This window comes from Marinoscillum furvescens DSM 4134 (genome assembly GCF_003386095.1).
GTDB lineage: Bacteria > Bacteroidota > Bacteroidia > Cytophagales > Cyclobacteriaceae > Marinoscillum > Marinoscillum furvescens.
The window spans coordinates 144201-159284 of sequence record NZ_QREG01000014.1 but is presented as its reverse complement, the minus strand read 5'-3'; the positions used below and the strand labels follow the sequence as shown (position 1 = coordinate 159284).

At 43.9% G+C, this 15084-nt stretch carries 11 protein-coding genes and 1 pseudogene; 3 read left to right on the top strand and 9 right to left on the bottom strand.

Annotation, left to right across the window (positions count from 1 at the left end; translation table 11 throughout):
* Window positions 1-38: 38 nt before the first annotated feature.
* The gene (locus C7460_RS15075) at window positions 39-872 is read right to left on the bottom strand and encodes a serine O-acetyltransferase (protein ID WP_115868947.1); all 834 of its coding nucleotides are present in this window, start codon (window positions 870-872) and stop codon (window positions 39-41) included.
* A 244-nt stretch (window positions 873-1116) separates the two neighbouring features.
* A complete protein-coding gene (locus C7460_RS15070; RefSeq protein WP_115868946.1) occupies window positions 1117-3489 on the bottom strand; it encodes an ABC transporter permease in 2373 nt (790 codons plus the stop codon).
* A 378-nt stretch (window positions 3490-3867) separates the two neighbouring features.
* On the opposite strand from C7460_RS15070, the gene C7460_RS15065 reads away from it, so the two are divergent.
* The 3 genes from C7460_RS15065 to C7460_RS15055 all read left to right on the top strand — a co-directional run bounded on the left by C7460_RS15065 (window position 3868) and on the right by C7460_RS15055 (window position 8191).
* Entirely contained in the window at window positions 3868-6777 is a 2910-nt protein-coding gene (locus C7460_RS15065; RefSeq protein ID WP_115868945.1) for a response regulator, read from the top strand.
* A gap of 14 nt (window positions 6778-6791) precedes the next feature.
* Window positions 6792-7874: an AI-2E family transporter gene (locus C7460_RS15060; RefSeq protein WP_115868944.1), complete on the top strand. Its 1083-nt coding sequence runs from the start codon at window positions 6792-6794 to the stop codon at window positions 7872-7874.
* Window positions 7875-7993: 119 nt separating this feature from the next.
* Window positions 7994-8191, top strand: a complete 198-nt coding sequence (locus C7460_RS15055) for a hypothetical protein (protein WP_147302969.1) — start codon at window positions 7994-7996, stop codon at window positions 8189-8191.
* 5 nt (window positions 8192-8196) lie between these two features.
* On the opposite strand, the gene C7460_RS15050 is transcribed toward C7460_RS15055, so the two are convergent.
* The 7 genes and pseudogenes from C7460_RS15050 to C7460_RS15025 all read right to left on the bottom strand — a co-directional run bounded on the left by C7460_RS15050 (window position 8197) and on the right by C7460_RS15025 (window position 15051).
* Window positions 8197-8874, bottom strand: a complete 678-nt coding sequence (locus tag C7460_RS15050) for a hypothetical protein (protein ID WP_115868942.1) — start codon at window positions 8872-8874, stop codon at window positions 8197-8199.
* A gap of 42 nt (window positions 8875-8916) precedes the next feature.
* Window positions 8917-9198: pseudogene (locus C7460_RS24310) on the bottom strand (alpha-ketoglutarate-dependent dioxygenase AlkB family protein); the annotation flags it as partial.
* Window positions 9199-9210: 12 nt separating this feature from the next.
* Window positions 9211-9519, bottom strand: a complete 309-nt coding sequence (locus tag C7460_RS24305; RefSeq protein WP_245986380.1) for an alpha-ketoglutarate-dependent dioxygenase AlkB family protein — start codon at window positions 9517-9519, stop codon at window positions 9211-9213.
* A gap of 129 nt (window positions 9520-9648) precedes the next feature.
* Window positions 9649-9987, bottom strand: a complete 339-nt coding sequence (locus C7460_RS15040; protein WP_115868941.1) for a single-stranded DNA-binding protein — start codon at window positions 9985-9987, stop codon at window positions 9649-9651.
* Between the two features lie 229 nt (window positions 9988-10216).
* A complete protein-coding gene (locus C7460_RS15035) occupies window positions 10217-11302 on the bottom strand; it encodes a DUF4249 domain-containing protein (RefSeq protein WP_170148031.1) in 1086 nt (361 codons plus the stop codon).
* Window positions 11299-13950, bottom strand: coding sequence for a TonB-dependent receptor (locus tag C7460_RS15030; protein WP_115868939.1), 2652 nt, complete (start codon window positions 13948-13950; stop codon window positions 11299-11301). The genes C7460_RS15035 and C7460_RS15030 overlap by 4 nt, the downstream gene beginning before the upstream one ends.
* A 222-nt stretch (window positions 13951-14172) precedes the next feature.
* Window positions 14173-15051, bottom strand: a complete 879-nt coding sequence (locus C7460_RS15025) for an alpha/beta hydrolase (protein WP_115868938.1) — start codon at window positions 15049-15051, stop codon at window positions 14173-14175.
* Window positions 15052-15084: the final 33 nt, after the last annotated feature.

Below are 15084 nucleotides of genomic sequence, written 5' to 3'. Positions count from 1 at the left end.
GTTGCTCCTAACTAACGATTCTTTGTGAACGGGCGATGTTAGGCTTGCTTTACTACAATCATTTCTGATTTGTCCTCAGATTCGTCGTGAAGTGCAGCTTTGTAATATACCCGAGATTCGGCCGGGATACTTTTGGTAAGCCACACATTGCCACCTACGATCGAGTTTTTGCCGATGCGCGTTTTGCCACCGAGTATGGTAGCTCCAGCGTAGATCACCACATGATCCTCAATGGTGGGGTGGCGTTTTACGTTAGCGTCTTTTTTATCTACACTTAGTGCCCCCAGCGTAACTCCCTGGTAGATTTTGACATGCCGTCCGATGATGGTCGTTTCGCCGATCACGATGCCCGTGCCATGATCTATGCAAAAATGCTCGCCGATGATGGCATTGGGGTGGATGTCGATACCCGTTTTGCTGTGGGCGTGCTCAGTGATAATTCTGGGAATGTTTTTCACACCAAGTAGGGCCAGCTCATGTGCCAGCCGATAGGAAGCTATGGCATAAAAACCGGGATATGAGCGTATGATCTCTGCTTTATCGGAGGCTGCCGGGTCACCTGAAAACATTGCATCAATGTCTTTCTCTAAGCGCTCATAGAGCGTAGGCAGTGCCTCGAAAAAGGCCTGGATTACTTCCTCTTTCGTGTCACCTTCCAGTGAGATGTTTCGAGACAAAATGGTTCTTAACTTGCCTTTCAGGTCATCCAGTATTGATGCCAGTTGGTCTTCTGTTTTCACCCGGTGACTGGAAAAGTCTGGAAAAAGTACACCAAGTAGTTCATTGAAAAAATGGATAATCGATGACTTGGTAGGGGTTTTGGTATACTCCAGATGACTGTCAAATATCTTTTTGATGAACGACTCGTTCATGATTGCTTCGTAATTATGTTCTTAAAGATAGTAGGTACGTCCTCGGGGTGAAAGGGTTTGCAAAGTAAAGTCGTGCAGGACACTTTTCGACTGCTTTTGCAAAAAGAAAAAAGACCCTACATCCAATTTCAATGTAGTTTATTTATTTAAAATATAACGTATCGTAGTGAGGGTTGGCGTTCTTGATGAATGCGATTGCCCTAAAGACAGTATCGTCAGCGAAGAGATATATTTGCACGGCTATTTATTCATATTTCAGTTGATCCGCAGGATTGGTATTGGCTGCTCGAAGTGCATAGTAACCTATGGTAAACATGGTAATAGTTCCAATGATCAGGAGCACAAGAATAAATAGGAGGAAGTTGAGCTCCACGTGGTATTCAAACGACGCAAGCCACTCATTCATAAAGAAATAGGCCAGTACAAAGGCAGGCAACGCACCTATGAGGACCAGCACAATAAAATCCCTCACTAGCAAGCTAACGAGCCCTCTGGAAGTAGCACCCAGGACTTTGCGAATGCTGATTTCTTTGGTACGCTGCTCAGCAGTAAAAGAGGCTAAACCAAGCAATCCCAAAATGGAGATTAGTATCATCATGATGGAAAAACCGAGAAATAGCCTACCTCTAAGCTGGTCAGTTTCATAAGCCTCCATAAAATCCTGATCCAGAAAGGAATATTCGAACGGTGTATTGGGAAATGTGCTTTCCCATGCCTGGCGGATGGCTGTCAGTCCGTCGGAGGTAGAACCGGAGATTTTCACCAGAATGTTGGAGTTGTTGACGGAGGGGATAAAAAGTAAAGCCTCGATAGGGTCGTAAAGGGAGCGTTGATGAAAATCTTTCACTACACCTATGACCTTGTGAAACACGGTGCTGTCCTGATCAAACTGAAACTTTTTGCCGATGGGGTTTTCCCACCCCATGCGGGATACCATAGATTCGTTGACGAGAACGGCAGTAGCGGTATCACTGGGAAATTTCGGACTGATATTTCTCCCAGCGACTATAGGGATGCTCAGAGCAGTGAAGTAATCATAGTCAATGGCATAGGCATCTACTCCATATTCTTCCATGATACCTGTGTTTGTTTCCACACTCATTACATTTTTGCCAAAACCGCGCCCAGGTGATGTACTGGCAGTAGCTGCGGATTTAATTTCTGGGTGCTGAAGGAGCTTTTGCTTCAGTACGGGCCATTTGTCCCGGTTGTCAGGATTGTCTTGTACCAATCTGATCACCCGATCTTTGTCAAATCCCATGTCTTTATTACGCAGGTAGTTCATCTGGTCATAAATGATCAGGGTGCCAATGAGCATGAAGATAGAAATGGCAAACTGCAGGGCAACGAGTGTGCTTCTAAGTTTCTTATTTCCGGCCTTGCCGCCTTTTCCTTTTAGCACAGCTGCAGGTCTAAACCCAGACAGATAAAATGCCGGGTAACTTCCACTGGCTACTCCGGTGATCAGCAGGATAATGAGAAGCGCAGATAACAGCTCTAAACTAAACAAGTTAGCGAGGGAGAGGTGTGTTTGTAATGTGTCATTGAGCCACGGCACCAGTACCAAAAGCAGCCCAATACTCAATACCAGTGCCGCCAGAGTGAGCAAGATTGACTCAGTGATAAATTGTCGGATTAGGGTGCTCCGTTGTGCACCCATTACCTTGCGTATGCCTACCTCTAGTGCTCGTTTCATAGATCGGGCTGTAGCGAGGTTCATGTAATTGATGCTAGCGATCATCACCAGAAACAAAGCTACAGCCAGGAAAATGTAGATGTATTTCATGCTACCGATGGCTTCTGGCTCCCCTTCAAAAGTAGAGTGTAAATGGATGTTCCTCAAGTTGATAAGCTCGTAGCGGACCTTTATGCCAAACTGATCAAAAATTACAGCTACAAACTCATCTATGATGGTGTTGAGTTTTTGTTGTACCGCATCAGCAGCTTCCGGGGTATGGAGGAGGATGTAAGTGTAGATGCCAAAGCCGCCCCAGTTTTGAGATTGGCTACGGTCGGCCGTGCTGGCAGATATCATGGCCCTGGGTCGGATGTGGCTAGTTACAGGAGGATCTGCATAAACTCCCGTTACTTCTACGCTCTCTCCATCCGACTGGAGAAGCTGGCCTACAGGGTTTTGGTCACCAAAGATCTTTTTGGCCAAACTTTCACTCAATACAATGGATGAAGGATTGTCCAGTGCTGAGCCTTCATCCCCAGCGAGAAGTTGAAAGTCAAACACACTGAAAACTGTACTGTCTACCAAATAGATTTTTTCTTCTATAAAGCGGTTGTCCGCTTTCACCAGATGTGTGCGTCCATTGGGAATAAAGCGGACATAGTTCTCCACTTCAGCAAAATCCTCTGCCACTTTTCGTCCAAGTGGCATTTGAGTAACCGCCCATCGAAAAGCATTGTCTGGCTCAGTGATGTCTGAGGAGATACGAAAAATCCGGTTTGCTTTGGTGTGCTGCTGGTCAAAGCTGGTTTCGTGGTGAAGGTAGAGGATGATGAGTAAGCTGGAAGCTATCCCGAGGGTAAGTCCGAGTATGTTGAGCGCGGCATATCCGGGTTGTCTTTGGAATTGGCGAATGGTGATTTTCAGGTAGTTGGTAAGCATGGTGAGATCGTTGGGTGTTTCTTTTTAGATACACTCCGAATACTCTCCTGTGTTGCTGAAGTTACATGAACGGTCAGCAATTAAGAGATTTTAACAAATGTGTTTGTTTTGGCTGTAGAGATGCAGATAGGACGTGAGTAAGGGGGAAGATTGCTTATTATAGTTAAAAAAAGCAGGCAGGAAAAGTACCTGCCTGCTTACTAAGAGACGCTATACAACCACAACCTAGCATTCGCCTCTAGTGTCTCTAGTTGATTGATTGAATCTTTTTTAAAACGACTGAAATTCAATGTATTAACTATAGTCTATGCCGGACTGTTTAGAAAAATCGAAATTTACCGTTGCGGGATTAAATATGGTTTTAATACCTTGCTATCGATGGAACTCACAAAACGTAATTGCATCTTTTTTATTGGGGTTATGTCCATTCTGGGCTTTTCACAGCAGTTACCGGCTCAGTCTAAAGAATTGTTGGAAGCACAACTTGATTCTTTAATTGAAAAGGGCCGAGAGCTGGAAGTAGACGAACCCGAAATAGCTTTGGATCTATACAAGAGCAGCTTATCTCTGGCTAAGGCAAATGACCTACACATTTACCGAATAGATGCTTTAAAAGAACTAGGGTATTTCTACCGCTACCAGAACCCTGATAGTAGTTTATATTATTTTGAAGAGGCTTTGAGCGTAGCTCTAAGGTATGGTAAGCCAGGAGATATCATGCGAGTGTATGGAGCGACGGGTAGACTATATTCCGATCAGGGTAATCATGTAGCCGCTATTCAAGAGTTTGAAAAAGCAGTGCATCAAGCCGAGGTTGTCGGCGATCCGGAAATGCTGGCTTTTTATTACCTGGATATTGGAAGTTCCTATAGTCAGATAGCGGCTTATGATCAAGCACGTACTTATACCATGAAAGCTTTGGATCAGGCCACTCTGGTCAATGACAAAGAGATGATCATGAGTATATATGGAAATTTGGGGATACTTTTCAATCAACATGATAAGTACGAGGAGGCTTTGGCTTATCAACAGAAGGCACTTCAGGTGTGGCCAGAAGCTCCAGAGCTCCAGGTTGCTTATGCGAAGATCAATTTGGCTTTGACTCATAAGAAATTGGGGCAATTTTCGCAAGCAATGGTGTTGTTGAATGAAGGTCTTGACTTGCTGAAAAACAGCAATGACGCTTATGGTTCTATTGCATGTCATCACAATATGGGCAGTGTATTTTTTGCAATGGGAGATTATGCAAAAGCCAAAGAGCAATTACAAGTGAGTGATTCACTGATGAAATACCATAATCTTCAGTTTCCTGCGGTTCAAAATGAGCTTTTGATGGCACAAATCGCTTTCGCTGAGATGCAATACGCTTATGCCTTACAAAAGGCCAATAGTTGCATCAGGTATTGTAGAGAATTTGGTGTGCTCGAGACCTTATTTGAAGCGCTGGAATTGAAGTCTGAAATTTTGGAAAAACAGGGTAAACCTGTTGACGCACTTCTCACTTTCCGCAAGGCAGGGGAGATGAAAGACTCTATTCGAACATTGGCAAATGAAAAAAGCCTTAATGAGCTCCATGCACGGTTTGATCTCAGTGAAAAAGAACGATTGATACAGTTACTCAATCAGGAAAAAGCATTAGAGGCTTTAAAGTCAGCAGATCAACAAAGACAAAATCTCGTGCTCGTTATTATTCTATCGATGCTTTCGTTGATCACCGGTCTTATTGCATATGGCTACCGCAAAAACCTCCGATTGCACAAAAGGCTAAAGGAGAGTCATCGGGTAATATCGCAGCAGGCCAAACAGTTACAGCAATCGTCAGAAGAGAAAACGACGTTTTTCTCAAACATATCCCATGAGCTCCGTACACCGCTAACCCTGGTAAATGGCGTTCTGCATAGTGATCATTTGGATGAGGAAAATTTGCAAATGGCACGAAGAAGCACCAGACAATTGGAGCATATGATCGATGAGCTACTGGATCTGGCAAGGATGGAAATGACACCTGTTGAAATCGACTTGTTGCCACAGGCTGTATCTCCCCTGCTCAAACGAATAGTCTATTCCTTTGAGTCGCTTTTTGTAGAACATGAGATTCGATTTGAGGTTCGGCTTGAACTGACTGACACCATTGTAGCAGACCTTGACATCACCCGATTTGAACGAGTTATCAATAATTTACTCGTCAATGCACTTAAGTTTACTCCAAAAGGAGGCTGTGTGACATTTTTGGCTGAGGTCGAACAAGAACTGTTGCAAATTCATGTAATGGATACAGGACCGGGAATTCCAAATGATGAGCTTTCATATATTTTTGAGCGCTTTTATCAGGCACAAAATCAAGCACACACTTCACAATTTGGTACAGGATTGGGATTGGCTATTGCCAGAGATCTTACACACAAAATGAATGGGAAACTCCAGGTATGCAATCGGGCAGAAGGTGGAGCCTGTTTTACACTCACTATGCCTATTTATGAAAAGGAGCTTGAGGTACAAGAAGTGTCAGATAGTAGGCTGGTTTCATTAGAAGCTATCGGCAAAAAGCGCATTTTGATCGTAGAAGACCATCCAGATATGCAGCAATATTTGCAAAAGATTCTGGGAGCCCATTTCAAAACTACTGTGGTGTCTGGCGGAGTAGAAGCACTGGAGGTGATCGATAAGCAAAAGCCTGACCTGATTATCACAGATGTGATGATGCCAGAAATGGATGGGTTTGACCTTATTAAGCAGCTAAAAGAAAATGAAGGCTTGTATCAATTGCCGGTGGTGGTACTTACTGCCAAGGGATCCAAAGAGGACAAGTTAAAATTTCTTCAACTTGGCGTAGACGATTACCTTACAAAGCCATTTCACCCGGAAGAGCTGTGTACTCGTGTTTACAATCTATTCGAAAATCAACGGGCACGAGCACGTTGGGAATCGAAAGTGGATGAGTCTGAGAACGAAGAGTCTAGCCCGCCTGAAGCTCCAGATCTAATAGAGCGAATTAGTGAGTATGTGGTAGCTAGTATGGGAGGGCACGACCCATCAGTAGGGGATATTGCACATCACCTGGCCATGAGTGAGCGTCAGCTTTATCGAAAATTGGGTGAGCTTACAGGGTTGTCTCCGGCTAATTTGGTGCGAGAGATCAAGCTTACACATGCCATGAAACTTTTACAACGAGGTGAATATCAAAAGGTGGAGGCAGTAGCCAGGTATGTAGGGTTTAATAATACCAGCTATTTTTCTCGTTTGTTTTTTAAGCGATTTGGCAAACGTCCAATGGACGTAATTACCTGAAATTTGAAATTAGTATGGAAAACCAACATGATATAGCCAGATCACTGAGAGTGATCAAGAATATACTCGTGGTGTTTTTGGCGTTTCTCATTCTTTATCTGTTGAAAATACTGAGCGACTTGTTTGTTCCGCTGGCTTTTGCATTGTTTTTTGCCATTTTACTGCAGCCCCTTGTTGGGCTTTTTCGTAAAAAGTTCTCATTAAACCTCAGTGTGGTATTGACCACTGTACTATCAGTGATCGCATTTTTGGGACTGGGGTTCGTATTTTACAATGCCGTAAGTGGTTTTATAGCCAATAGAGATGCTGTCCTCGCTGATGTCACACGAGAGTTGAAGCCTATGGCTGATGAATTGGCTTCATTTCTGGGTACAGAGTTAAACGAAAAGGAGCTCAAAGACTATATCTCCAGAATCATACCCACAGATAAAGTACTCTCTCTTTCCAGCTCGTTTTTAAATACCCTGAGTGGATTTGCCACTGAGCTGCTCATGACCATTCTCTATTTTGCGGGATTGCTAGGCGCCATAGCCCAGTATGATAAAGTGATTAACTACATCATGGGCACAAGCGGTGAAAATGGTGAAACAGCTGCAGCAGAATCTTTCAGGCGTGTGAAAGAATCTATCAGTGTATATATAAAGGTAAAGACCATTGTCAGTTTGATGACTGGCACAGGAATCGGCCTGATTAGCTGGTTGTTTGGAATTCAGTACGCCCTCCTATGGGGGATATTGGCCTTTCTGCTCAACTATATTCCTTATGTGGGCTCACTCATTGCTATTGTGCCTCCACTCATTATTGGTGGGCTCCAGGCTACCAGTATTTCACAGTTTGTTTTTCTGTTTATAGCGCTAGAAGGTATCCAGTTGGTGATGGGTAGTATTGTGGAGCCTAAAATGACCGGAGACTCTTTATCTATCAATACTGTGACCGTCTTGTTTAGTTTGGTGTTTTGGGCTTTTATGTGGGGTACGGCTGGGATGTTGTTGTCTGTGCCGCTGACCTTTCTAATCAAGGTGATTTTAGAACATGTCGCCGATGCAGGCTTTTTCGTCCGGCTAATGAACAAAAAGAACGAAATTAATCTTGAGTAAATCCAAGTCCTGGTGTAGATTCGTATATCATAAAAATGATATTTTTTTGTACTTAAATGAGAAGTGCAGCGTTTAAGGAATTCAGCTATTGCTATAAATTACGAAAAATGACCAAAATTATGAAAGGATATATCTGGTACCACAAGGGGATTCAGTTTGGCTCAGAATCAGACTTCCTGGTTTATCAGGCACAGTACCCCAGCAGCAAAGTAGTAATGGTCTTTAGTGATGTGACCATGCACCACCTTCAAAATATCGCCAACAATCTGATGCGTTCCAATTTTCCAAAGGCGTTGGCGTCCCGCTTTTCTGATTAGCATTTTTAAGCTTCTAGTTTCTGAAGGAGTAGTTGGATCTGTTCACTTCTTTGGTTGAGTTCTTCAGCTGTAGTTTCAAAAGATTTTACCATTCGTAGGTTGGGAAACTGTAATCTACCGTGTGCCAAACTCATCGTACACAGCAGGTTGGGGTAGTTTAGCGTAAGGATTATCAGTTGAACTTCATTTTTAGAAATGGTTTTAAACCCTAGCCGCTTTAGGGTATTTTTTCCCACGATATGTGTGGTAGCCTGTATAGTGGTATGAGGTGGTAGCTCCCGGTAGATCAGCTGTTGTAGACCAAGTAAATACTGATGAAGAATGTGTCTTTTTCTTTCCGAAGCGTTCCATTTTTTGTCCAGATAAAACCAATATTCCACCAGCGTACCTCCATGAAGTATTATTTTGTCATTGCTCTTTTGCCAAAGCAAAAAAGGGGATAAGTAGCCTATGCGATTGTTTTTGACCAGGCTGGGAAGGTCTACAAAAGGTGCTAAAATAGAAAGTGAAACACTGCAACCTATTGCAACGGAGACCACCAATACCATGAGTGAACCGAAACCCCACCATGCCAACATGCTCAAAGCAAATACTCCCAAACCACAGGTCAGGGCACTTTTGCCTATAAAAATAGCCCGTTGTTTTTTCGTGAGCCGAAAGTAGGGGTGGTCATCGGGGATCATTACTGCAAGGATATAAAGCTGCTGGCAGTTATCAAAGCCGCATTAGCTGACTATGGTCCTAAAGGTAAGATTGATGCGAGGTTCTTTGATCTTTTTGGACTTTGGTAGACTGTGTAGCCAGTGACGCTGGGTCATGCCTTTCATTACCAACAGGCTACCGGGCGCCAGCCACAGCTCCACCTTAGTGTTCAGCTTTTTATGTTTAAAGACAAATTTCCGCTCAGCACCCAGGCTTACAGAGGCTATCGCTCCGAAAGGAAGCATTTCGGGTTCGTCATCACTGTGCCATCCCATGCCCTGGCTCCCGTCCATATAGTGGTTGAGTAGGCATGAGTTTTATGAGTGATCAGTGGTGGTTTCTACCTGCTTTTTGAGGTTGAGGAGCGTAGTAGTCCATGGCAGAGCATACCGTGTTGTTTTGGAATAAGTATAGCCAAAAGGCTGGTCGCCGTACCAGGCTTCTCGTCTTGGAGTGATGATTTCTTTGCCAAACATGACCACCCGGTCATGTTCCCAGGTTACTTCCTGTTCTAAATCCTTTAAAAATACCTGTTGCTTGTCCCAGGTTAGGAATTCAAAATAATAAACTTCTCCATCACAGGGGAGCAGGTTTTGTGACTGTAGATCAATAGGAAAGAGACTCACATGGGTGAAAAGTATCTGTGGTAGGAAAAAGTTTCCACTCGTATCAAAAAAAGAAAGGTGCCAAAACTACTATTGCTCAACAAAGCTATAGCGTTTGGCACCCTAACGGTTGGCTAGAGGTGTGGTTGGTTATGCTGGTTTTTTGTCCAGCATCAAAAGTTCATTCAAATTGATTTCAGTGATATACTTCTTTTCACCGTTGCTTTCATAGCTTCGGTTGATCAGTTTGCCTTGTACGGCTACTTCGCTGCCTTTTTTAAGGTATTTCTCCGCGATATCTACCTTATTGCCCCAGATTACGATGTTGTGCCACTGCGTGTCCTGTACTTTTTCTCCTTTGTTGTTGGTGTAGGACTCGTTGGTAGCGAGAGAAAAGGTGGCCATTTTTTTACCACTTTCAAATGTACGCACTTGAGGGTCTGTACCTAATCTGCCAATTAGTTGAACGTTGTTTTTTAAAGTTGTCATGATGCATTGAATTTTGTGTAAAACATGAAAGTCTCTGAAGGCAGATGACTTTGTGTCGAACTGACAATGCAAAAGTGTGAGCAGTAGAAACAGTTAGTCGTAGGTTAATCGTATCTATTCGGATACATCCGGTAATAACCGGTTGCAATCGAATAAAGTACAGAAAAACAATAAGTTATAATAAGATTTAATTCTGTAGTATTAATGGATTAAAGTTTGATTGTTTGGGTTATCTCCACCAGGCGGGTCTGGCATTGGTGACATTGCCTGAGCCTCTGTGTTGTCTGCAGTCATAGCAATCGGCTGGCCTTGGGCCAGGGGCATTGTTGATGCAGCTGGTAGAGTAGTCCCATAAACCTGCGAAACCCAGGTCTGTGTGGTTGGTAAACCATCGGTAATGGTTTTCATTGACTACAGTGAAAAAACCGGCCGTTCGCACGCCCTCACCGCCGGTTATATTTGTGGGCAGATTGTATGGGGGAGAATCGAAGATGGTTCCTCTTACGGTTTGTTCTTTTAGTCCGTCGAGGTACTCGTAAAATTCGGGAGATAATTTTTTCTGGGTTACAAATACTGTAAACTGGTGATCTAGTCTTGCATTGTCGACTGGAATGGCAAATATCTCTGTGACAGGACCTTTTGATTTCACGGTAGCCAAAGTGAGGTCATCGATGTAATATGCAGAATGTACGTAGCACCTTCTCACACTCGAGTTTTTACCAGCAAGCCATGCTTCGTATATCCAACTGGTGTGAAAATCCCAGGTGTAAAAGTCCGGCGTACTGGACTCATTGTCAGGCAATGTGGTTTTATATAAGAGCATTTCCGTTTCCAATATCTCTCGCTTACCGGTAGCAAAGCTGTATTCTGTTCGGGTTTGATAATCTATTTTAGGACGTGAGATGATGTTTTCACCTGAGGGGAGCGATTGCCACCCTGAGGTGAACGTTTGCTCGTCAAAATGGGCCACTACACGATATGCTTCACCCTCAACAGCTCTGAAGGTTTGGTCACACAGTTTATAGATGCCATTATCTGAATGCTCCAGGGGTATCAGCGCTCCACTTCCCGCTTCCAGGTGGACCGTAGCATAGTCTATACCGATCGGGGAAAACTCACCTATGGGCTTACTTCTGCGTACAGTGACTTCAAAGTATCGGCCATCTCCACTAGCGGCTATCACGTCCTGGTAGCTTTTATTGGAAATAAACCCATCTATGACTACTACGTCCTCGCTTTCGTCTATCTCAAAGGAGATGATTTCCTGACAGCTGGCTATCAATACTATGAGTGGGAGATATAGAAAGTTTTTCACAGAAATTTGAAGTTATAAGATATGGATGGGAAGATGTTGCCAAGTACGTATAGCTTTCGGGAGATACCTCGATCGTCAAAGTATACCGAAAACGCATTTTTTCTACCGTAAACATTGTAAATAGAAAAATTCCATTCGCCTTTTATTTTCTTGTTACGAATGTCCTTGTCTTCAACCTTCATGGATAAATCCAAGCGGTGATAGTCTGGTATTCGATAGTCGTTGCGCTCAGAGTAGACATTTACATAGCGTACACCATTGCTTTCAAAGGTGGTAGTTGGGATTGTGATAGGTCTGCCGGTTCGGTAATTGAAGTTTACTGAAAAGGTGACTCTGTTAGACTTTCGGAAATTGGCCACCAGAGTGAGGTCATGTGGTTGATCAAAGGATGAAGGGTAGTATCTGCCCATATTTACTTCAGGCAAAGCTCCTTTAGCTATTATTTGTTTTTTACTTCTAGAGAGGGTGTAGGAGATCCAGCCAGTAAAGCGTCCAGATTTTTTCTTTACAAGGGATTCTAATCCATATGCCAGACCTGTGCCCTGTTGCAGCGATTGTTCTACGGATGGGTTTTGTGTAATGTCGCCACCGTCTATATAATCTACAGCATTTTGTACTTTCTTGTAAAAAACCTCCGCTGAGAGTTCCCAGCTATCATTTCGAAGGTTTTGAAACAGACCTGCACTGACTTGATCAGCCAATTGGGGTGCTATGTTGGGACCAGAAGCTATGTAGTAATCTTGTGGAGTAGCTGCGCCCGTATTGGAAATGAGGTGGATGTATTGTGCACTGCGATAGTAGCTGGCCTTTATTGAAGTCTTCGGAGATATCAGGTAGCGCAAAGAAATTCGGGGTTCTAGCGCATGATGAAAACTCACCATTTCTCCAGAGGAGTGCCTCAGAGTGTCTTCAATAGAAGGTAAGTTGCCATCCGTGTTTTCAAAGTCAAACTTGTAGGTATTTGCGCTTCCCAAACGTGTAAATGATGACCACCGGAGGCCTGCGGCTATCGCGAATGATGGAGTGATATCCCAGTCCCCTTGCAAGAACAAAGCATTTTCAATGCCTTTATGAGGGGTAGATTTTACCGGAGAATCGGTACGTTCGTCCAGAGGTGTGAGATCTCCGGTTTTGAGGCTGTACCAGTTGCTTTCTATTCCGTAAGAGATGGCCAGGTGGTTGTAGTCTTCTGATACAGCTGCCTTGAGTCTCATATTGTCCACTCCGGATTTCGAAGCAAACCTTCCTGTATAGTTATTGCCAATGACTTCACTATTGTAGTCTGCTTTGGCTAAGGATACGCCTAAGGTGTGTCGGTCACTTAGTTGATGGTTCCAAAGCAATGAAAAATTTAGTGTGGACCATTGGTTGTATACACTGTCTTCAGAAAAGAGAAAGTCATCATAGCTATAGTATGTTGTAAAGTCGATCAGGTTTTTATTGTTGATTTTACTATGAACTTTCATCGTGAAATCGTGGAAGTTTGCCTGATTATCGCGCACGGATTTGTTTTGTGATTGGCGTATGAGCCAATTGGGGTAGGCTATACGTGCTCCAGCGATGATAGAGGTGTGGTCTTTAATGATGGGCTGTTCTAGCGTAAGGCGTGAGGAGGTAAGGCCCAGTCCGCCACTTACTTGCGTTCTTGTTTGGTTGGCATTTTTAAGTCCTACCTGTAAGGTGCTCGAAGCTCTTCCTCCGAGAGTGGCAGGCCCTCCGCCTTTATGAAGGTTCACCTCCTTAATAAGGTCCGGGTTAAAGGCCGAAAAATAGCCAAACATGTGTGAAGGGTTGACAATCAATGCTTCATCCTGCAAAATCATATTTTGGCCAGACTCTCCACCTCGTACGTTCATTCCTGAGGATAGTTCACTGGAGCGTACGCCTGGAAGAGCAGTGAGGCTACGAATAGGGTCTACTTCACCCAGAAAGGTGGGCAACGATTTTATGGAAGCAATCGACATGGTTTCGGTACCTGCTACTGCACTTTTTACATTCTCATCCGAACGTTGTGCCGTGATTACCATGGCTTCTAGTTCCAGAGTACTTTCTTTCAGGCTTAAGTCCTGCCGTCCGTGTTTTTGCAAACTGATCATGTAGATCATAGGCTCAAATCCAACGTATCGGTATTCTAATCTGTGAAATCCCCGTGGAATATTGATGCTGTATTCTCCAGCAAAATTACTGGTGGTGCCTATTCCGAGTTCCGGCAGGATAACCTGTACGCCTACCAAAGCTTCCCCTGAAGCTTTGTCGTAGAGTTTGCCAGTGAGGGTATAGCTTTTACTGGTGCCCCGCACATATTGGTCCTTATAGATGAGGTAGTTGTTGTCCTTCGCGCCAAACTCCTGGAACGTAGCTGCGTCCACAATAAGGTAGCTTCCACTTTCGTGACTCAATACTTTAATACCAAAGGGCTGGAAAAAACGGCGTAAATAGTCAATTACGGGCTCATTATCCTGAAAGTTATTGACGGCAATGGACGGGATTTTGTTAGACTCATAGACCAGCGTGAGGTTGTGTTCTTTCTGTACCTGGTTTAGAAAGGTGTGAATGTCCATTCCCTCATAGGAAGAATCTATGTTGGGAGATTGTGCCAGTGAGGCACTGAGACCAAAGACAAAGCAAATAGCGATGAGGTGTTTCAAGGGGATTGGGTAATTAAAAGCTGAAAAGGCAAATGTATTTAATCAGCATACATTACTGACCGGTATGTGGAGATATTCCATTAACGGCGCTTTACTTGAATGAACGGTCTTGCCTGTGCAATATTAATTAGTTTTTATTGCTGAATTTTCATAGTAATCAATCAGGTGTTGCGGAAAGTAAGGTGAAATGTTGATTTCTATGAGAAAATGGAAAATGGCCTATCAGTTGAGCCACTTGATCCATTCCACCAACTCTAGTGGCCAGGATGACAGTAATTCTTTGTCTACAGCCAAGCCATAGCCGTGCCCACCATATGGGTATATGTGCATGCTTGAAGTTATGCCTTGTTGCTGCAAGGCCTGGTACATGGCCAGGCTATTGCCTACATCTACAGCTCTGTCATCTGAGGAGTGCACTAAAAAAGTAGGAGGTGTGTCAGCGCTAACTTGCAGTTCATTGGAGTAGTAGTGAATAAGTTCTGAAGAGGGCGATTCACCCAGTAGGTTTCTACGAGATCCTCTATGGGTGAGACTATCCTGCATAGATATTACAGGATATATTAAAGCCGCAAAACTGGGGCGAGAAGTGCTATCAAAGTGTGTGGCCGCTGTGGCTGCCAAATGTCCACCGGCTGAGAAGCCCAGGATGCCTACCTGTGTTGGGTCGATGTTCCATTTTTCGGCATGCTTGCGTACCAATCGAATGGCTTGCTGTGCATCCATCAAAGGTGTTTTGTGAGGTTCTTTGTTGCTCGCATCTTCTGGAAGGCGGTATTTGAGTACGATACCTGCTATGCCGTGTCCGTTGAGCATTTTGGCTACATCTGTACCTTCATGAGTATAGGCGAGAATACGGTAGCCACCACCCGGGCATATGATTACCGCCTGACCTGTAGCATAGGTTTGGGCGGGTAAATACACCTCAATGGATGGATTAATTACCTTTCCGATTCTAACCGTATTGCTGGTATCTCTGGTTTCGATCAGGTCATTTGGAAGTGCGTTGGGGGGTTCTCCTTCATAAAGTGGTAGAAGTGCATCTTGCGCCAGGCCAAATTGTGAAACCAGAAGTATCAGAATAATGCAAAAGGAAATTCTCATCTGTTGGGATTTTTAGTGCCAAACTAATCAGAT